The sequence below is a fragment of the Paenibacillus sp. JMULE4 genome, assembly GCF_013337105.1.
GTDB lineage: Bacteria > Bacillota > Bacilli > Paenibacillales > NBRC-103111 > Paenibacillus_G > Paenibacillus_G naphthalenovorans.
The window spans coordinates 204,984-223,895 of record NZ_SGWF01000011.1; the positions used below are offsets into that span (position 1 = coordinate 204,984).

Sequence of the window (18,912 nt, forward strand, 5' to 3'; positions counted from 1 at the left end):
AAATTACAGCCTCTCGTATTGGAAGGTGTAAGCATTGAGATTAATGGGGAATAAGAGGCTGCTCTTGCTGATGCTGGGCCTGATTTGCTTTATTGTGCTGATGGGTCTTACGTCCGGGCAGCGAAATTATAATACATGGCCGGAAAAGTTTCTGAAGGATACCATTTCTTGGACCCAGGGACTGGTGTACAAGCCTGTCGGCGCCATCGTCGGGTTTTTTCAAAATATCGGACAGCTGCGTACCATCTATGAAGAAAATCAGGTGCTGCGTCAGACGTTGACCAAGTATGCCCGCGATACGACCCGATTGAACGACCTCGAGCAGCAGAACAAACGGCTGCAGGATGCTCTGGGTTTTACCGAACGGCAGAAGCAAATGAACGATTATAAATTCCGGATAGCCGAGGTCGTTTATTTCAATCAGGGCAATAAGATGATGACGGTCAATCTGGGCGAAAAGGACGGAATCCGGCCCAATATGGCCGTCATGTCGGTGGAGGGCCTGATCGGAAGGGTGGTCGGCGTATCTTCTTTTTATTCCGACGTACAGCTGCTTACCGGAATTGACGACAAAGCGGCGCTGGAGTCCAAAGCGATCTCCGTAACGGTGAAGGGCAAGGAGAACGAATCGTTCGGCTTCATTGAGACGTTCGATTCTGATTCGCAGACGCTGCTGATGACCAAGATTGATCCGAAGGATCCGATTCAGCCCGGCGATACGGTCATTACTTCGGGAAGAGGTCTGGTATTCCCGAGCGGCATCGAAGTAGGAAAGGTGGTCGAGAAAAAGCAAGGCGAATTCGGCATCACCTACGTGGCCAACATTCAGCCTTTCGCTTCGTTTAACCATCTTCGCGAAGTGTTCGTCGTAGAAGTGCCCGAGCTGGGTGAGTCGTCATGAATCATACGAAGCTTTGGTTGATTTTGGGCGGTCTGTTTTTACTTGAGAGCAGCCTGGTGCCTTGGTTGATTCCAACAGCCTGGCAAACGAAGGTATATGTCGTTCCGCACCTCCTGCTGGTCATTGTTCTATATATCGGGCTGTATGTTCATCGTCATACGGCACTTATGTTCGGACTTATTTTCGGTATGCTGCAGGATTTCATTCATTATTCACCCATGCTCGGCCCGGTTTCGTTCGGACTTGGTCTCTCCGGTTATTTGGCCGGTCTCCTGCAGGGCCGGGTGTATTCCAGCATCGTGATCAGCATGCTTGTGATCGGTATGGGAAATTTGTTTTACGATTCGGTCATATTCGGTTTGTATCGTTTGTTTCGCGTTATTCATACGGAGTTCCAGTGGGTATTCTTTTATCAAATGCTGCCGAGCATGCTGATTAACCTGCTGTTTGCGCTTGCTGTTTATGTTCCGATACGGAAGCTGTTTGAGGGACTTTCTTTAAAGCAGAGGAAAGAAGAATAATTTTCTGCGGAGGAGCAGGAGAACGCCGTCGCCAAGCCGAATTGTATAGGCTTAGGGGGTAAGAGCGGTTATGTCTGCAAATAAGCATCATGTGACGATAAAAGGCGTAAAAGACGGACTCGTATTTTTGCTTGACGATACCTGCGAGTTCTCTGATGTCCTAGCGGAATTAAAACACAAGCTGGAAAAAACGCATCAACAGATTTTGACCGGGCCGATCATTCATGTGCATGTGAAGCTGGGAAGCCGCGCGGTAACGGAAGAGCAGAAAGAACAGGTACGCAGCATCATCAGCTGCAGAGGCAACCTGCTGGTCCAATCGGTCGAAACGCAGGACCCGTCGCTGGAAAGAACGGAACCGGACCCGGGGAACGTCAAATTGGTAAGGGGAATGGTACGATCGGGACAGACGCTTTCGCATGAAGGGAATATTTTGTTCTTAGGAGACGTGAACCCGGGCGGAACCATTCTCAGCTCGGGAAGCATCTATATTATGGGCTCGCTGCGCGGTATGGCGCATGCGGGCGTGGACGGGGATGAGAAGGCTGTCATCGCAGCTTCTCATATGCGGCCTACGCAGCTTAGAATTGCAGGAATTATCAGCCGTCCCCCGGATGAGTGGGATCTTAGCGACAGCTTCGATACTTATATGGAGTTCGCTTATGTAAAAGACGGTAAAATGGAGATCGACAAAATCCATCACTTGTACAAGTTCGGGTTATTTGGGCGCACTTGAAGGATAAGGAGAGGAACCTATGGGAGACGCAATCGTCATTACTTCAGGCAAGGGGGGCGTTGGCAAAACGACGACGTCCGCCAATATCGGGACGGCTTTGGCGCTGCAGGGGAAGAAGGTCGTGATGGTGGATACGGACATCGGTCTCCGCAACCTCGATGTGGTCATGGGTCTCGAAAACCGGATCATTTATGATTTGATCGACGTGGCCGAAGGCCGCTGCCGTCTGCCGCAAGCTTTGGTGAAAGACAAGCGGTTTGACGAGCTTTATATGCTGCCTGCGGCACAGACAAAGGACAAGCATGCGGTATCGCCCGACGCGGTGAGACAAATTGTACTGGAGCTCAAACGCGATTTCGATTATGTGATTATCGACTGTCCGGCAGGTATCGAGCAGGGCTTCAAGAACGCAGTGGCAGGGGCCGACAAAGCGATCGTCGTGACTACGCCGGAAAACGCCGCCGTACGGGACGCAGACCGGATTATCGGGCTGCTTGAGAAAGAGCCGAATGTGGAGTCGCCGAAGCTCGTCATCAACCGGATTCGCCCGAACATGGTCAAAAAAGGGGAAATGCTCGATATCGATGAGATCTGTTCCGTGCTGGCCATCGACCTGTTGGGCATCGTGCCTGACGATGAATATGTCATTAAAACGGCGAATATCGGAGAGCCTACGGTCATGAACCCGAACTCGCGCGCCGCTATTGCCTACCGGAACATTGCACGCCGTATTCTTGGAGATTCCGTTCCGCTGATGCCTATGGAAGAAAAAACCGGTGTCTTCACTCGAATGAAAAAGTTTCTTGGGATAGGATGACGCAAGGTGCTGCACAAACTAAAAAAAATCGACTTCACCATCGTGCTTATCCTTATTTCTTTCATGGTGATCAGTACGCTTCTGCTTTATAGCGCGACGAGATATAATCACTCCGAAGTATTCGACCCTGTGAAGCTGACGGTGATCTATATTATTTCGCTTACCGCTTTTTTCGTTACGACCCTTTTGGATTACAGAGTGTTGGCGAAAATCTGGTATTATTTATATGGTATCGGAATTTTTCTGTTGGTTGCCGTTTATTTCTTCGGCGCCAGAATTAACGGAGCAAGAGGCTGGTTCAAGCTGCCGTTTGGACTTGATTTTCAGCCGGTCGAGCTCGTGAAGATCATTTTGATCATTAGTTTAGCGGCTTTTATGGCGCGCAACAAGGGGGAGACGCTGGGATTGACTCAGGATGTCCTCCCGATCCTCCTGCTCGGCATACTGCCCATTGGCTTGGTCGTCATTCAGCCGGACCTGGGTAATGCGATAATATTGGGCGTTATCCTGCTCGGCATGATTTGGATCGGCAACATCCGTTGGACGCACGGTGTTATTGGCGGGGGCTTGATTGTCGGGTTCGCTTATCTGTTTTTATATTTATTCAAGCTGTACCACGATCCCCTGAAGGAATTCCTTGTGGCCAAAGGCATATCCACGCACTGGATGCCGAGGATTCTTACCTTAATCGATCCTTCCGCCGCGACCAACGATGCGAAATACCATGTGGACAATGCGATTCGCGCCATTGGCTCCGGATCCTTGCTAGGGGAAAGCTATCTGCAGGGAACATCCATCCACAGCGGGTTTATTCCCGTTGCCTATACGGATTCCATCTTTGTAGTGGTAGGAGAAGAGTTCGGTTTTGTCGGCTCTTCGATTTTGCTGCTTATGTATTTTGTCCTGATTTACCGCATGATTCTGATTTCTCTTTATTGTAATAATTATACCGGCTCATACATGATTATCGGCATTGTCTCCATGCTGGTCTATCAAGTGTTCCAGAATGTCGGAATGATGATCGGCATTATGCCGCTCACGGGAATTACGCTTCCCTTCATCAGCTACGGGGGCACCTCGCTGCTGATTAATATGATCGCGATGGGATTGGTGATGAGCGTCCGTCTGCATGACGATAAACTGCTCGATGAGGAATGATGCGGCATCGGCAAATTCGGAAGTAAAGGGACTTTGCGGCAAGTGGTCCGCCAAGTCCTTTTGGCATGCCGTCATCTTCGCTAATTCTAAAAGCAGGGTGGGGAGCCGTGTTCACGGCGCCTCATCCTTTTTCATTATAAGGTGCGGAAAAGGACCGCAAACCTTCTTGCTGCCGAGTGCCGTTGGAACTCGTATATTTGCGGGTACAAGCTCATAGGATGGAATAGGCAAGCTCTTGCGGCAAGGGGGAGTATTGGGATGGAGACGAGGAAAAACGTTCGCGAGCGGCGGATGGAAAAAATCCGTAAGCTTCAGGAAGGCGGTCCGCGCCGCAGGTATGGGGGGCCGGAACCTTCTCATATGGAATTTCCGGCCGAGAGGAGCTTAAATGGGCCGGAAATGGATTGGGGCAGGGCGATAGAACATCGGCATGATCCCGAGGTGGAATGGAAGCGCAAGCTGCAGCGGGAGTGGTCGCGGTATGAGCATTCCTACGAAGAAAACGGCGGAGGCCCGTCAGAGCCTCGGACAAACCGTTTGGCCGTCCGAATCATGCTGAGCGGTGTTTTATTTGCTTTGGTGTGGGGCATGTTTCAAGTGGAGCACCCGTTGGCTAATAAAGGAAAAGAAGTGGTAACGGGCGCGCTGACGGAGTCGATCGACACAGCCTTCCTCTCCGCTTGGTATGAGGTTACGTTCGGCAGCGTACCGTCCTTCCTGCCCGTATTCGATTCGTCAAAGCATCAGGATGCGCAGAAAGTGTCCGCTGGCTCAAGGCATTATTTCCCTCCTGTCCAGGGGAAATTGATCGCTGCCTTTACTCCCGTTCAAGGAGGAGTACTTGTAGAGGCAAAGACGGGAACCCCGGTATCGGCTCTGGACACGGGGCTCGTTACCTTTGCGGGGCTGAGGGAGGATACGGGGTTTACGGTCGTTCTTCGCCACTCGTCAGGCATGGAATCGGTCTATGGGCAGCTGGAGCAGGGGAAAGTGAAAGTCGGGGATTGGATCAAAGGAGGAGAAACGATCGGAACGGTATCCCCGCCGCGGCAGGGACAATCGTCCGGATCGCTTTATTTTGCCGTTTCAAAAGACGGCAATCCTGTCGATCCGACGGACGTGGTCCCTTTTGATTAGGGGAAAAAGGCTGTCCTGGAATGTCTGGTACGGGGTCAAATACCGTTTTCACCCGCTCTTTTCCATCATGCTGCTGATCTCCGTGCTGACGGGATATTTTATCGAAACAGCTACCTTATTCGGCATCGTATTTATTCATGAAATGGGCCATGTCGTTGCCGCCAAAAGCTTCGGCTGGCGTGTGAAGGAAGTACAGCTTCTGCCTTTCGGCGGGGTGGCGGTAGTAGAGGAGCCGGGCGGCGTACCCGCCGTCCAGGATCTGGTTGTTGCCTTGGCCGGACCTCTGCAGAACCTTTGGATGATGCTGGTCGCGGTTGTGCTTACGGCTTATGGCCTGCTCCCGGCGGAATGGGGAGCCTATTTTGTCAAAGCGAATCTGCTTATTGCGCTTTTTAATCTTCTGCCGGTGCTGCCGCTGGACGGCGGGAAGGTCATGCAGACACTGGTCGGATTATGGCTGCCCTACCAAAAGACGCTGCAGGTTGCCGCCGTAGCCAGCCTGCTGCTCAGTGTGCTGCTGATCGCCGCATCCGCCTTTCATTTGTCGACGGAGCAGGGCGGCATTCAGCTCAATTGGCTGATGATTGGTTTATTTTTATGCTTCTCGAATTGGTACGAGTTACGGGGACTTCCTTACCGGTTCATGCGTTTTTTGGTTCACAGGGAGTCGCGGCTCAAAAAAGCATGGGTGCAGGGGGCCCCCGCCGGACCGATTGTGGTTCACGGCCAGCGCAAAGTGGCGGACGTGGTGCGGTTGTTTATGCGGGATCGCTATCATTTGATTTATGTGCTTGACGATCACGGGTATATCAGCCATGTTTTACCCGAACGTACGCTGCTCGAATCTTATTTTGACGAGACAAAAAGAGGAAGGGCGGTTTCCGAGCTTTTCGTCTGAGGAATATGGTACAATAAGGCCGAGGTGTTGCTGGACATGAAACGGATATGGGTCAATAGCGATGATGAGCATACCGAGGTCGCCGTTCTGGAGAGCGGCAAGCTGATGGAATATTATAAAGGAAAGCGGAATCAGGGCCAGCTGGCCGGCAACATTTATATCGGGCTGGTCGTCCGGGTGCTGCAGGGCATGCAGTCGGCCTTTGTCGATGTCGGCCTTGAGAAGAACGGATTCCTGTATATCGACGATGTATTGCCGGCCCATATGGACAGGCAGCCGAAGGAAAAGCCGTCCATTCATGATTTGGTCAAGGAAGGACAGCAAATTATGGTACAAGTCGTCAAGGAACCTGTCGGAAATAAAGGTGCCAAGGTGACGACGCACTATTCCATCCCGGGCCGTTACGGGGTGTACATGCCGCATGCCGATTATATCGGCGTCTCACGCAAGATTGAAAACCCGGCGGACAGGGACCGGCTGAAACGGATAGCGGAGCGGCATTTACAACCTGGCGAAGGCTTTGTCGTACGGACGGCGGCTCTCAGGGAATCGGAAGAAGCGCTTGCCGCCGACCTGATCGAGCTGCGCGGACGCTACCGCCAGCTGGAGGAAGCCGCCAAGCTGGATGCGCCGGCGCCGCGTTTGCTATACAGCGATTTGGAGATGCTTCCCAGACTCATTCGCGATTTGTTCCGGGACGATGTTCAGGAGCTCATTGTGACCTCCGAACGAACGCTGCAGGAAATTCGCGGACTGATTCCCGCCGGTTCTTCAGGGCTTGCGGACAGAGTGAAGCTGCAGTCGGCAACGGATCGGTCCATCGGGGAATCGGTTGCCAGGCAGCTGGAGAACGGGTTGAAACGCAAGGTATGGCTGGATAACGGGGGGTATTTGATTATAGACCGGACAGAAGCGCTGACCGTATTTGATGTGAATACGGGGAAATATACCGGAACGATCGATTTGGAGCGCACGGTGTTCGATACGAACATGGAGGCGGCGCGGGAAATTGCCCGGCTCCTGCGGCTGAGAGATATCGGGGGACTGATCATCATTGATTTTATCGATATGGAAACGGACGATTACCGGCAAGCGGTGCTTGAAGAGCTCATTCGGGAAACGAGGAAGGACCGTACCAAAACGGTGGTTGTCGGCTGGACTAGGCTTGGTCTTGTTGAACTGACCCGCAAAAAGGTCCGCGACAGCATGGAAACGACAGCGCCGGAGCCGTGTTCGGCTTGCGGCGGCAGCGGCTTTGCCGATTTCATAAAATAGGCGTTGCATTGAAAGACCGTTATGTGATAAGATATTTTAGTGTGTTGCTATAGCATGCTGTAACCGCGCGAAGCGGGTCATGAAGCATAAGGCCTTAAAGGTCTTATTACCTGGCTTTAGGCGAGTCTGAGACATGGGGAGGTGCAACAATGTACGCAATTATTGAAACAGGTGGAAAGCAGTACAAGGTTCAGGAAGGCGATGTTGTATACGTCGAGAAGCTGAACGCAGGCGAAGGCGAAGCGGTGAAATTTGACCGTGTGCTGGCCGTTTCCAAAGATAGCGGTTTGGTGGTTGGCGCTCCGCTGGTTTCCGGCGCTTCGGTTTCCGGGAAAGTGGAGAAGCACGGCAAAGGCGAGAAAATCATCGTTTACAAGTATAAAGCGAAGAAAAACTATCGCCGCAAGCAAGGTCATCGTCAACCTTACACGAAAGTTGTCATCGAGAAGATCGAGGCGTAAGAAACCGTGATTCGGATCGAGATTTATCGTGGACAGGACGGACGGATTGAACGCTTTAGCGTGGAAGGTCATGCAGAGTATGACGAACCCGGTAAGGATATTGTCTGTGCCGGTGTCTCTGCCGTTACTGTCGGGGCGGTAAATGCCGTTGAAGCTTTAACGGGACACGTGCTGGGCACCGATATGGAGCATGGTTTGCTTCTGGTGACCATTCCCAAAGAGCTGGAAGCGGAAATTGACGCAAAGATGCAGCTACTGCTGGAAGGTATGGTAGTCATGCTGCAAACCATAGAACAATCGTATGGCGCATATATAGCAATAACATATCATTGAAGTAAGGAGGTAGTCAGACATGTTGCAATTAAATCTTCAGTTGTTCGCATCCAAGAAGGGTGTAGGTTCTACGAAGAACGGCCGTGACAGTATTGCGAAGCGTCTTGGCGTGAAGCGTGCCGACGGGCAAAAGGTAACGGCAGGCAGCATCCTGGTGCGTCAACGCGGAACGAAAATTCACCCGGGCAACAATGTGGGTATCGGCTCCGACGATACGCTTTTTGCAAAGGTTGAAGGCATTGTGAAATTCGAGCGTTATGGCCGCGACCGCAAGAAAGTGAGCGTCTACCCTGTGACGACTGCTCCGGTAGCCGCCGCGGTAGAAGTGTAAATTACCCGTCAACGACCAAAACCCTGGCGATCGATGTTCGCCGGGGTTTTTCTGCTTCTGAAACGGATTTGTTGCCGGGGACTGAGTCGTCGGATGAAGGTCCGGTTTGAACGGTTTGGACAATAGGATGAGTTTTGATGGCCGAAATGATATACTGTATGGATGAAGGATGAACCGGAAACGGAGAGATAAAGGCATGACATTGGAACCTCAAGGCCGTACCTCTATAACCGATCCCTTGAATGACGATCCGGACCAGCGTATACTTCGTTTGTTTAACCACTACCGTCACGATTGGATGAACGATATTCAAATTCTCATGGGATACGTGCAGTTAAAAAAGTATGATAAATTATCACCGTTAATGGAGAAAATAAAAGCGAAAGTACAACAGGAAAGCTATATTTCCAAGCTGGGAATTCCCCATCTGATCCTGCATCTGCTGACATTTCAAGCCGAGGTGAAGGAGCTTGCGCTTGACATCCGGTTAGAAGAAGAAGTTCACCTTTCGGAGTTGGAGCATCCGGAGGCATCCGCCGAAGAGATTATTGCGGTGCTTGATGCATTTAAAGAAGAGGCGACAGCTTCAATGGAAGATGAAAGCTTTCTTGTTCTTCGTCTAAGCCGCGAAGGGCAGCGGCTGCTGCTGACGGCTGTATATGAAGGAGCTTACATCAACGAGCGCATAGCACAAAAGGAAGCGCAGCTAAACGCCAAACGGCTGGCTGAAGGCGGTTCAAAGCTCGAGGCGCAAAATGGGGAACGTAAGATCGTATGGAAGCTTTATTGGACCTACGCGGATGTGATACATAAAGAGGGTGACTGTGATGTTTGTTGATAAGGCCAAGATTTATGTGAAGGGCGGCGACGGAGGCGACGGATTGGTTGCTTTCCGGAGGGAAAAGTACGTTCCGGAAGGCGGTCCCGCAGGAGGCGACGGAGGCGACGGAGGCGACGTCATTTTTCGTGTTGATGAGGGACTTCGTACCTTGGTTGATTTTCGCTATCAAAAGCATTTTAAAGCGCAGCGCGGCGAAAAAGGCCGCAACAAAAGCCAGCACGGAGCGAATGCGGAGGATCTGATTGTACGAGTGCCTCCGGGCACCGTTGTTATCGATGATGATACGCAGGAAATCATCGCCGATCTGACGCGGCACGGCCAAGAGGTCGTTGTTGCCAAAGGAGGACGCGGCGGCCGTGGGAATACCCGCTTTGCGACGGCGAACAATACGGCTCCCGAAATCGCTGAGAACGGTGAGGAAGGCGAAGAGCGCTGGGTGGTGCTGGAGCTCAAGGTAATGGCCGACGTGGGCCTGGTAGGCTTTCCGAGCGTGGGGAAATCGACCCTGTTATCCGTTGTATCCGGGGCCAAGCCGAAGATCGGGGCGTACCATTTTACGACGCTTACGCCAAATTTGGGCGTTGTCGAGGTCGGGGACGGACGCAGTTTTGTGATGGCCGATCTTCCGGGCCTTATCGAAGGGGCGCACGAAGGCGTCGGCCTGGGGCACGAATTTTTGCGTCATGTCGAGCGCACCCGCATCATCGTCCATGTCGTGGATATGGCGGGTACGGAAGGCCGCGATCCTTTCGAGGATTGGGAAAAAATCAACGGTGAGCTGAAACTTTATAACGCCAAGCTGGAAGAACGCCCTCAGATCATTGCAGCCAATAAAATGGATATGCCCGGTGCGGAGGAGCATTTGGCCGAGTTTAAGCGGCGGCTTGCCGAAACGGGCCGTGATGTGACGATATGCCCGATCTCGGCTATAGCGAAAAGCGGTGTGCAGGAATTGCTGTATAAAGTGGCCGACCAGCTGGAAACGATTCCTGAAATGCCTCTGGTGGAAGAATTGGCTGACTTATCGGAGCGTAAGGTATATCGGCTGGAAAGGGAAGAAGGGGAAGACTTTACCATTCGCCGGGATAACGAGGCTTTTGTTATTGAAAGTCCAAGTATAGAGAAACTGATCAAACGGACCAACTTCAGCACTCATGAATCCGTTATGCGATTTGCCCGTATTTTAAGAAAGAAAGGGATCGACGCAGCACTTCGCGAACGCGGCGCCAAGGATGGTCAAACGATCCGAATCGGTGATTATGAATTTGAGTTCGTGGAGCAGGAATAGGATGACCGATAGCGAACTTGCCGCCAACACCAATCTTTCATGTCACAAACATGTTAGGTTGGTGTTTTTTATTGTGAATAAACACGTACATTAATATTTAGAATTGAATCTAATGTTCGTCAATAAACAGAAATAAGTAGTAAAATATGAATCATTAAAATATTCATCAAGAAAAACATGAACTTTTTTTCGGGAAACCTATTGAACTTTCTGTTTTCCGATTGTATAGTATAACCATGTAATTAATCTTTACACAAACTAGACAAAAAGAGAGAAAACAAGGTAAAATTATGGGAGGTAGAGTGGAGTGGATCTAAAAAACTTTCGCAAGGCAGGTCATTTCCCAAGTTTATTGTCATCATTCCTCTATTTTGATGTCAGTTTTATGATTTGGGTTCTTTGCGGGGCGCTTTCGCTGTACATTACTAAGGATTTTAACCTGACGGATGCCCAGAAAGCGACGATGGTCGCCATTCCGACGCTCGGCGGCTCCCTGTTCCGGATTCCGATGGGGATTCTGGCCGATCGGATCGGCTCCCGGAAAGCAGGCATCATCGGGATGGTGCTGACGATCATTCCGCTTCTGTGGGGTTGGCTTGGCGGCACAAGCTTCAGCCAGCTGCAAGCTCTGGGCTTTCTTCTGGGTATTGCGGGAGCAAGCTTCGCCGTATCCCTCTCTCTGGCCAGCCGCTGGTATCCGCCGCAGTATCAAGGGCTTGCGATGGGAATCGCCGGAGCAGGCAACAGCGGTACGGCACTGGCAACCTTCTTTGGACCGCAGCTGGCGGCCTCGTACGGTTGGCACAACGTATTCGGAATGGCGATCATTCCGCTTGTTCTCGTACTGATCGCATTTACCCTGATGGCAAAGGACAGTCCGAATCAGCCGGAACCCAAAAAGCTTAAGGATTATTTAGCCGCCTTCAAATATGCCGATACCTGGTGGTTTTGCGTATTCTATGCCGTTACGTTCGGAGGATTCGTCGGATTTTCCAGTTATTTCAGCATTTTCTTTTACGATGTGTACGGGGATCAAACGGTACAGGGCGGAATTACCCGGGTGGAAGTCGGCTATCTTGTGACGATTACGGTCATTGCCGGCAGCTTCTTCCGGCCGGTCGGAGGCTATATCGCCGACCGTATCGGCGGCATGCGCTTCATGCTGGGGTTGTATTCGGCCGTGGCGCTCTGCGCTTTCGCCATCTCGACAATGCCGGGCTCCTTTATGGTTATGCTGGTATTGACAAGTATTATGATGGCATGCCTGGGCATGGGCAACGGCTCGCTGTTCCAGATCGTGCCTCAACGCTTTCCTAAAGAAATCGGAGTGGTGACGGGGATCATAGGGGCAGCGGGCGGTTTGGGCGGATTCTTGCTGCCCAACAACATATTGGGTCCGTTAAAGCAGGCGACGGGAACACACGTGACCGGCTTTATCGTGGTGGCTTCCATCGTACTGGTCGTTACGCTTGTGTTTTACGCGGTGACCCGCAGCTGGAGGAAGTCCTGGGCTACGACGGACTCGGGCGTCAATTTTTAATCGAAAGCTACTTAGGTGAACGATAAGGTGCGTGAAAGAACGATGAGCGAATTTCTGAGGCATTTTCAAAAGAGGCAGGCTGCTTTGGCATCCAGAGAAAAACCGGTCAAAACCGAATGCCCTTACTGCAGTGTGCAATGCACGATGAATCTGCATGAGGAAAAGTCGATCATGGTAAGCCGCTATTCGGTCACCCCGAACAAGGAGGATCCGGTTACGGACGGCAGGCTCTGCGTCAAGGGGTTGAACGCGCATGTGCATGCGACCCACGACCGGAGGCTGCGATACCCGATGATCCGGATCGGCGGTACGCTCAGTCCTGTATCTTGGGATCAGGCGCTGGAGAGGGTGAAAGCGGAAATCGAAGGCATAAGACAGCAGTACGGTAACGATGCCATTGGCGTCTATGGCGGCGGTTCATTATCAAATGAAGAAAGCTATTTGCTGGGGAAATTCGCGCGGGTCGCATTACAGACCAAATATATCGATTACAACGGCCGCTTCTGCATGTCGGCGGCCGCCGGGGCGTCGAACCTCACCTTTGGTGTGGATCGCGGGCTGACGAATCCGCTGTCGGAGGTGCCGTTAGCCAAATGCATTATTCTGGCGGGCACGAACATTGCCGAATGCCAACCGACGATTATGCCGTATTTTCGCAAGGCAAGGCAGGAGGGCTGTAAAATCATCGTGATCGATCCGCGGGAAACGGCAACCTGCTCCATTGCGGATCTTCATCTCAAGATCAAACCCGGCTACGATGCGGCCCTTGTGAACGGGCTGCTCAAGGTCATTGTGGAGGAAGGGTATGTCGATCATGCTTTTGTAAAGGAGCGGACGAACGGGTTTGCGGAGCTCGCGGATCATTTGATGCAGGTTTCCCTGGACGAGGTTGCCGAGCTTACCGGGATTCCTTCCCGGCTGATTGTCGAAGCGGCCCGGATGTACGGGCAGGCGGAGACGGGGATGGTTTTCACGGCGCGGGGCGTAGAGCAGCATGCCAGCGGAGTCGCCAACGTCAGAAATTTCCTCAACCTGGTGCTGCTGACGGGAAAAATCGGAAAGCCCGGCTGCGGGTATGGAGCGATTACAGGTCAGGCCAACGGACAAGGAGGACGCGAGCATGGTCAGAAGGCGGACCAGCTTCCGGGCTACCGCATGATAGAAAATCCCGAACACCGGGCTTACATTGCCAAGGTTTGGGGAATCCCGGAAGAAGAGCTGCCCCGTCAAGGGGTGTCCGCCTATGAAATGATGGAGGCGATTGACCGGGGAGAGATCAAGGGCCTGATTGTTCTTGCGTCCAATCCGGTCGTATCGAATCCGAACAGTCATTTGGTCGAACGGGCGCTGAAAAAGCTCAAATTTTTGCTTGTTATCGATCTGTTCGAAACGGAAACGGCAATGCATGCGCATATGCTGCTGCCGGGTTCTTCCTATCTGGAGGATGAAGGCACAATCACACAGTTGGAGGGCAGGGTCATGGTGCGTCGGGCGATCAGGCCGCTGCCCGGCGAAGCGCGGCTGGATTGGAAAATTCTTTGTGACATCGCGGAGGTTCTCGGTAAGGGGCCATATTTCCGGTACGCAAGTGTCGAGGATATTTTTAACGAGCTGAGACTGGCCTCCAAAGGAGGAAAAGCGGATTATTACGGGATGACCTACGATCGGATCGAGAAGGAAAGTGGGATATTCTGGCCGTGTCCGGAGAAGGCGCATCCGGGGACGCCCCGGCTGTTCGAACGGCGCTTTGCACATGAAGACGGCCGGGCTCGGCTTGCACCCATAGCGCATCAGAGCCCGAAAGAACCAGCCAGCAGGAAATATCCTTTTCTGCTGACGACAGGCCGGGTGCTGCAGCATTATTTATCCGGTGTACAGACCCGCAGCACGCCGGAGCTGAACTCCAGATATCCCGAGCCGCTGCTGGAGATTCATCCCCAAACGGCGGGGGAGATCGGACTGATCAATGGCGGCCATGCCAAGGTAGCCTCGAAGCGGGGGGAGATCCGGCTCAAAGTGAAATATTCCGCCAAAATCCGTCAGGACACCGTGTTTGTCGCTTTTCATTGGGGTGATGATCTGAGCATTAATCGGCTGACTAATCCGGCGCTTGATCCGGCCTGCCGCATGCCGGAGTTCAAAGTATGCGCGGTAAACATTATGCCGGGTTAATTTGTAGGCGCGTCTTCACGCGCTCTTTTCCATTTTTGTTTAGACTTTCCCGGGGGAGGAGACCATCATGAAGCAATGGATTAAAACGGTAGGCACCGGAAAAACGGGTTCAAGGCATTTAACCTACGACGAGGCGGTAGCCGCCGCTCATGCCATCGCCCGCGGCGAGTCTACGGATGCGCAAACGGCGGCCTTCCTGATGGCCATGCGGATGAAGGGCGAGGCGGATGAGGAGATGATGGGTTTCATCGATGTGTTTCGCAAATATTCCCTGCCGTACCGTTCTTTTTCGCATTCGTTGAACTGTGCCGGACCTTACGATGGAAGGGTGTACTTTCCCGTGACGATCCCTGTCAGTCTGCTGCTGGCATCCGTCGGGTTCCCGCAGGTGCTGCACGGCAGCGATTCACTCCCTCCGAAGCTCGGGCAATCGTTGAAAGAGCTTCTTGAAGGCTTGGGGATTCGGGTCGGACTGCAGGCGAAGGAGTGGGAAATGATCTTTATGAGCATCAATATCGGATTTATATGGACCGACCTGATCTGTCCGCCCTTTGGCCGCGTAAGGCATGTGAGGGAGCAGATGGGGCTCAGAACCTTTTTCAATACAGTGGAGAAAGTGATCAATCCGGTGCATTCGCTCAATATCATTATCGGAGTCAATCATAAGACGGCGATTGATCATCTGATCCATCTGCTGCCGAAATCGGGCTTCGAGACCGCCTACATTGTGCAAGGTATGGAGGGATCCGAGGATTTGCCCATCTACAAGAACAGCTCCATTCGTAAAGTAACGCCTTGGGGCGATGAAGCGAGCACGATCGATCCGGCCACCTTCGGCTTTCACGGGGTCCCGCTTGAAAAATGCGGCAAAGAGCGGCAGCTTCAGCTGTTGACCCGAATCGTACAAGGAGACGATTCCCCGGAAATTGCCAATGAGCGGGATCATGTGATCTTTAATGCCGGACTTCGTTTGTATTGGTTCGATAAGGTGGGATCGTATGAGGAAGGCTTTCAGCTCGCACGATCGCTGCTGCAGCGCAAGGAAGCGCAGAAGCTGCTGGACAAATGGCGCGATTTAAGCAGCCGAAGCGACTATGGAGGACGGCTTCAGGCGAACGGATGAATAAAGTGAATCGGACGCTGTAGTGCTTGATTTGCCGGGCCTGCGGCCCGGCTTTGTCAAGAGGATTACACTACGGCAAGCCAAGCCCGGCCGTTTCGGAAGCGCACCTCCACCGGCATCTCGTAGAAGTCGGATAGCGTACCGTCGGTAAGCAGCTTCCCGGTTTCTCCGGCTGCGAACATCTCACCGCGGCGCAGCAGGAGGACGTGGGTGAAGACGGGCAGAATTTCCTCCGTATGATGCGTGACATAGAGCATGGTAGGGGCATCAGGCCGCTCCGCCAGGCCCGCAATGCTCGACAGTAGCTGCTCCCGTGCAAAGAGATCGAGTCCGTTACAGGGTTCGTCGAGAATCAGCAGCCGTGGATTGGCCATCAATGCACGGGCGATCAACAGCTTCTGCTTCTCCCCTTGGGAGCACGTTTGGTATGTCCGGTCCCACAGATGGGAGCAGCCCAGCCGCTTCATCAGCTCCGAGGCTTGTTCATAGTCCTTCTCGTCGGGTTTATCGTATAAACCGATGGTGGCGTATTTGCCGCTCAGTACAACGACCTGCGCTTTATCGCTGGCGTATAGTTTTTCCTGGAGCGAGGAACTGACCCAGCCGATCGATTTGCGCATCTCCCGCAGATCGACGGACCCGTACGTTTCCCCAAGAACGCTGATGACGCCTGTGGTTGGCCACAAATAGCCTGTAATCATATTCAGCAGCGTTGTTTTACCGGAGCCGTTGAGCCCGAGCAAAGCCCAATGCTCTCCTTTGCGGACCTTCCATTCGATGCCGCTCAGCAGCGTTTTGTCGTCCCGGCGGTAGCTGAGATTTTTCACTTCAATCGTATAGGCCGTATTCACAACTGTTTTTCTCCTCTCTTCTTGTCCGATGTTCTCCCTCAAGCACTTTTACTTTATTCAAGCCGCGGCCGGGCTCTTTTTCAAGCCGCCGCCTGCTCACACCTGCTGCGGGTCCGCCAGTTCGGTCCAGTGAACCGTTGCCTTTCCGTCTCCGTCATAACCGGCCGTTCCAACCCACACATGACGGCTTGGACCCCGTTCTAAATAATGCTCCAGCAAACGATGAAAAATAAAAGGGATTTCGCGGTTCAGCACCTGTTCGCGGGGGATCCAATGGAGTTCCCCTTCTTCCGTCAGGCCCACGTCGCGCCGCAGGGCGCTGGCTGTATAAATAAACTGCTGCCGGACCTCCTTCTGGTTCAGCCGAATCAGGATGTACTGCAGCCTGAGGTCGGCGATATCTTCGGGAAGCAGTCCCGTCTCCTCGTGAATTTCTCTGAGGATGGCGGCTTGAGGGTCATTGATTTCCTCCGGCTCCAAATGTCCTCCGACTGCGGCCCACAGACCTGGTGAAAGGGTGCGTGTCAGGGACCTTTTCATCATCAGCAAATCATTATCGTGAAAAAGAAGTGCAGTAGCGATCATGCGGGCTCGAATCAATCCGGCTCTCTCCTTTTGGCGCATTTATGCTTCTTTACCAATTTATCATATTTTACATGGGAAAGCCTATTGCCCGAACACTGCTTTTTACGTTATAATGTCCACTAGGTAAAAACAATCGTCTTTATAGAGAGGACTGTTACCGTGCCGGACAAACATGTCGCAGAGGAAAAGACGGATGGCGTCGAGCGTTATTTCTTGGTGCGCGAGGATATTTTGCCGGAGGCGCTGATCAAGACGGTGCAAGCCAAGGAGCTTCTGGCCCGCGGAGAAGTGAAGACGATTCACGAAGCGGTGGAGCAGGTCGAGCTGAGCCGGAGCGCCTTCTATAAATACAAGGATGGCATTTACCCGTTAAGCAAGCTCGACCGTGAGCGGATCGTCACGATCTCCATGGATTTGGAACACCGTTCGGGTATTTTGTCCCGGGTTCTTGCCCTAATTGCGGGACTCGAGGGCAATGTGCTGACGATTCACCAGACGATTCCGCTTCAAGGAGTGGCCAATGTGGTCATTTCCGTGGAAACGTCCATGATGGGCGAGAATGTCGCTTTTCTGCTTGACAAGCTGCGGAGCCAGGAAGGCGTCAGCCGCGCCGCGGTTGTCGGGCAGGGCTAATGATAAGGAGGAAGCGTATGAAACCGATCAAAGTAGGATTACTTGGTCTCGGTACCGTAGGAACCGGGGTCGTTCGCATTGTAGAAAACCATCAGCACGATCTGCTCAGCCAGTCAGGGTCTCCGATTGAAATCGCCAAAATATTGGTGCAGAATAAAAACAAGACCCGCAATATCAGCGTGTCTTCGGATATACTGACGGAAAATCCGTGGGATGTGGTCGAAAACCCGGAAATCGACGTCATTGTTGAAGTCATGGGCGGCATTGAGCTGTCGAAGAAGCTTATTCTGACCGCCCTTGATCATGGCAAGCATATCGTTACGGCCAATAAGGATTTGATGGCGCTGCACGGGCCGGAGATCTTGGCGAGGGCGGCGGAAAAACGATGCGACGTGTTCTATGAAGCGAGCGTAGCCGGAGGCATTCCGATTATCCGTACGCTGGTCGAGGGCTTTACGTCCGACCGGATTACGAAGATCATGGGAATTGTCAACGGTACGACCAACTATATTTTGACGAAAATGAGCCAGGAAGGCGCGGCTTATGAGGATGTGCTTAAGGAGGCACAGCAGCTCGGGTATGCCGAGGCTGACCCGACCTCCGACGTGGAAGGATTCGATGCCGCAAGGAAAATGACCATTCTGAGCACACTCGGCTTCCGGGCGAACGTGGCGCTCTCCGATGTAGAAGTAAGAGGCATTTCGAAGGTAAGCAAGGAAGATATTTCCTATGGCAAGCGTCTCGGTTATGAAGTGAAGCTGCTCGGCATTGCCGAGCGTCAGGACGACGCTATCAGCATCAGCGTGCAGCCGACCATGGTCAAGCATTCGCATCCGCTCGCATCGGTTAATGGCGTATTTAACGCCGTATACGTGTACGGTGAGGCGGTAGGCGAAACTATGTTTTACGGCCCGGGCGCAGGCGAAATGCCGACGGCGACCTCGGTGGTGGCCGATCTTGTGGCGGTTGTCCGGAATTTGAATCTCGGGATCAACGGTCGCCGCGGATTCGTCCCTTACAAAGAAAAGAAGCTCAAAACCGACGAACAGATCGTCTCGAAAAACTTTATCCTGCTCCATGTAGAGGATAAGGCGGGCGTATTGGCGCAAATTACCCAGGTGTTCGCCGAATACGAAGTCAGCCTGGAGTCGGTGCTGCAGCACCCGAATCGCACGAATTCGCTGGCTGAAATTATTGTCATTACCCACGACGCCAACAAAGCCGCTATGACTAAAGTGCTGAAGCGGTTCGAGTCGATGGACGTCGTTCAAGCGATCAAGAGCGTATATCGGGTTGAAGGCTAATCATTTT

General features: G+C 52.6%; 20 protein-coding genes and 1 other annotated feature. Of the genes, 18 read left to right on the forward strand and 2 right to left on the reverse strand.

From position 1 onward, the window contains the following. Positions 1-43 precede the first annotated feature (43 nt). From mreC to EXW96_RS06300, 16 genes are all read left to right on the forward strand, one after another. Entirely contained in the window at positions 44-901 is an 858-nt protein-coding gene (gene mreC, locus EXW96_RS06225; RefSeq protein ID WP_083351186.1) for a rod shape-determining protein MreC, read from the forward strand. Next, positions 898-1,422 carry a rod shape-determining protein MreD gene (gene mreD / locus EXW96_RS06230; RefSeq protein ID WP_074727151.1) on the forward strand — a complete coding sequence of 175 codons (525 nt, stop codon included), beginning with the start codon at positions 898-900 and terminating at the stop codon, positions 1,420-1,422. Before mreC ends, mreD begins: the two co-directional genes overlap by 4 nt. Before the next feature lie 70 nt (positions 1,423-1,492). Further along, entirely contained in the window at positions 1,493-2,158 is a 666-nt protein-coding gene (gene minC / locus EXW96_RS06235) for a septum site-determining protein MinC (protein WP_062409251.1), read from the forward strand. A 19-nt stretch (positions 2,159-2,177) separates the two neighbouring features. After that, complete coding sequence (gene minD / locus EXW96_RS06240; RefSeq protein WP_062409250.1) at positions 2,178-2,975, forward strand: septum site-determining protein MinD; 798 nt, start codon at positions 2,178-2,180, stop codon at positions 2,973-2,975. Positions 2,976-2,981: 6 nt separating this feature from the next. Further along, positions 2,982-4,133 carry an FtsW/RodA/SpoVE family cell cycle protein gene (locus tag EXW96_RS06245; RefSeq protein WP_174350153.1) on the forward strand — a complete coding sequence of 384 codons (1,152 nt, stop codon included), beginning with the start codon at positions 2,982-2,984 and terminating at the stop codon, positions 4,131-4,133. A 258-nt stretch (positions 4,134-4,391) separates the two neighbouring features. After that, positions 4,392-5,270, forward strand: coding sequence for a peptidoglycan DD-metalloendopeptidase family protein (locus tag EXW96_RS06250; protein ID WP_174350154.1), 879 nt, complete (start codon positions 4,392-4,394; stop codon positions 5,268-5,270). Beyond that, on the forward strand, positions 5,263-6,168 hold the full coding sequence (locus EXW96_RS06255; protein WP_174350155.1) for a M50 family metallopeptidase: 906 nt from the start codon (positions 5,263-5,265) through the stop codon (positions 6,166-6,168). The genes EXW96_RS06250 and EXW96_RS06255 overlap by 8 nt, the downstream gene beginning before the upstream one ends. 36 nt (positions 6,169-6,204) lie before the next feature. Continuing rightward, on the forward strand, positions 6,205-7,443 hold the full coding sequence (locus EXW96_RS06260) for an Rne/Rng family ribonuclease (RefSeq protein WP_174350156.1): 1,239 nt from the start codon (positions 6,205-6,207) through the stop codon (positions 7,441-7,443). A gap of 51 nt (positions 7,444-7,494) precedes the next feature. After that, positions 7,495-7,581: a sequence feature (ribosomal protein L21 leader region), on the forward strand. Positions 7,582-7,592: 11 nt separating this feature from the next. Next, positions 7,593-7,904, forward strand: coding sequence for a 50S ribosomal protein L21 (rplU, locus tag EXW96_RS06265; protein ID WP_054819703.1), 312 nt, complete (start codon positions 7,593-7,595; stop codon positions 7,902-7,904). A gap of 6 nt (positions 7,905-7,910) precedes the next feature. Further along, positions 7,911-8,237, forward strand: a complete 327-nt coding sequence (locus EXW96_RS06270; protein ID WP_054819704.1) for a ribosomal-processing cysteine protease Prp — start codon at positions 7,911-7,913, stop codon at positions 8,235-8,237. Positions 8,238-8,256: 19 nt separating this feature from the next. Beyond that, positions 8,257-8,568, forward strand: a complete 312-nt coding sequence (gene rpmA / locus EXW96_RS06275) for a 50S ribosomal protein L27 (protein WP_054819705.1) — start codon at positions 8,257-8,259, stop codon at positions 8,566-8,568. A gap of 196 nt (positions 8,569-8,764) precedes the next feature. Next, positions 8,765-9,406 (forward strand): Spo0B domain-containing protein, encoded by a 642-nt coding sequence (locus EXW96_RS06280; RefSeq protein WP_254611266.1) that lies wholly within the window; start codon positions 8,765-8,767, stop codon positions 9,404-9,406. After that, positions 9,396-10,697 (forward strand): GTPase ObgE, encoded by a 1,302-nt coding sequence (gene obgE, locus EXW96_RS06285; RefSeq protein WP_074727156.1) that lies wholly within the window; start codon positions 9,396-9,398, stop codon positions 10,695-10,697. Before EXW96_RS06280 ends, obgE begins: the two co-directional genes overlap by 11 nt. Before the next feature lie 307 nt (positions 10,698-11,004). Next, a complete protein-coding gene (locus EXW96_RS06290) occupies positions 11,005-12,237 on the forward strand; it encodes an MFS transporter (protein ID WP_074727157.1) in 1,233 nt (410 codons plus the stop codon). 42 nt (positions 12,238-12,279) lie between these two features. Next, on the forward strand, positions 12,280-14,409 hold the full coding sequence (nasC, locus tag EXW96_RS06295; RefSeq protein WP_174350421.1) for an assimilatory nitrate reductase catalytic subunit NasC: 2,130 nt from the start codon (positions 12,280-12,282) through the stop codon (positions 14,407-14,409). A 67-nt stretch (positions 14,410-14,476) separates the two neighbouring features. After that, positions 14,477-15,532 (forward strand): anthranilate phosphoribosyltransferase, encoded by a 1,056-nt coding sequence (locus EXW96_RS06300; RefSeq protein WP_054819707.1) that lies wholly within the window; start codon positions 14,477-14,479, stop codon positions 15,530-15,532. Positions 15,533-15,597: 65 nt separating this feature from the next. Here the strand turns inward: EXW96_RS06300 and EXW96_RS06305 are convergent, their stop codons facing one another. Both EXW96_RS06305 and EXW96_RS06310 read right to left on the reverse strand, forming a co-directional pair. Then, positions 15,598-16,383 carry an ABC transporter ATP-binding protein gene (locus EXW96_RS06305; protein ID WP_062409246.1) on the reverse strand — a complete coding sequence of 262 codons (786 nt, stop codon included), beginning with the start codon at positions 16,381-16,383 and terminating at the stop codon, positions 15,598-15,600. 96 nt (positions 16,384-16,479) lie between these two features. Further along, the gene (locus tag EXW96_RS06310) at positions 16,480-16,983 is read right to left on the reverse strand and encodes an NUDIX domain-containing protein (RefSeq protein ID WP_054819708.1); all 504 of its coding nucleotides are present in this window, start codon (positions 16,981-16,983) and stop codon (positions 16,480-16,482) included. 144 nt (positions 16,984-17,127) lie between these two features. On the opposite strand from EXW96_RS06310, the gene EXW96_RS06315 reads away from it, so the two are divergent. Together EXW96_RS06315 and EXW96_RS06320 are read left to right on the forward strand one after the other, a co-directional pair. After that, a complete protein-coding gene (locus EXW96_RS06315; RefSeq protein ID WP_054819709.1) occupies positions 17,128-17,601 on the forward strand; it encodes an ACT domain-containing protein in 474 nt (157 codons plus the stop codon). 17 nt (positions 17,602-17,618) lie between these two features. Continuing rightward, positions 17,619-18,905, forward strand: a complete 1,287-nt coding sequence (locus EXW96_RS06320) for a homoserine dehydrogenase (RefSeq protein WP_174350158.1) — start codon at positions 17,619-17,621, stop codon at positions 18,903-18,905. Positions 18,906-18,912: the final 7 nt, after the last annotated feature.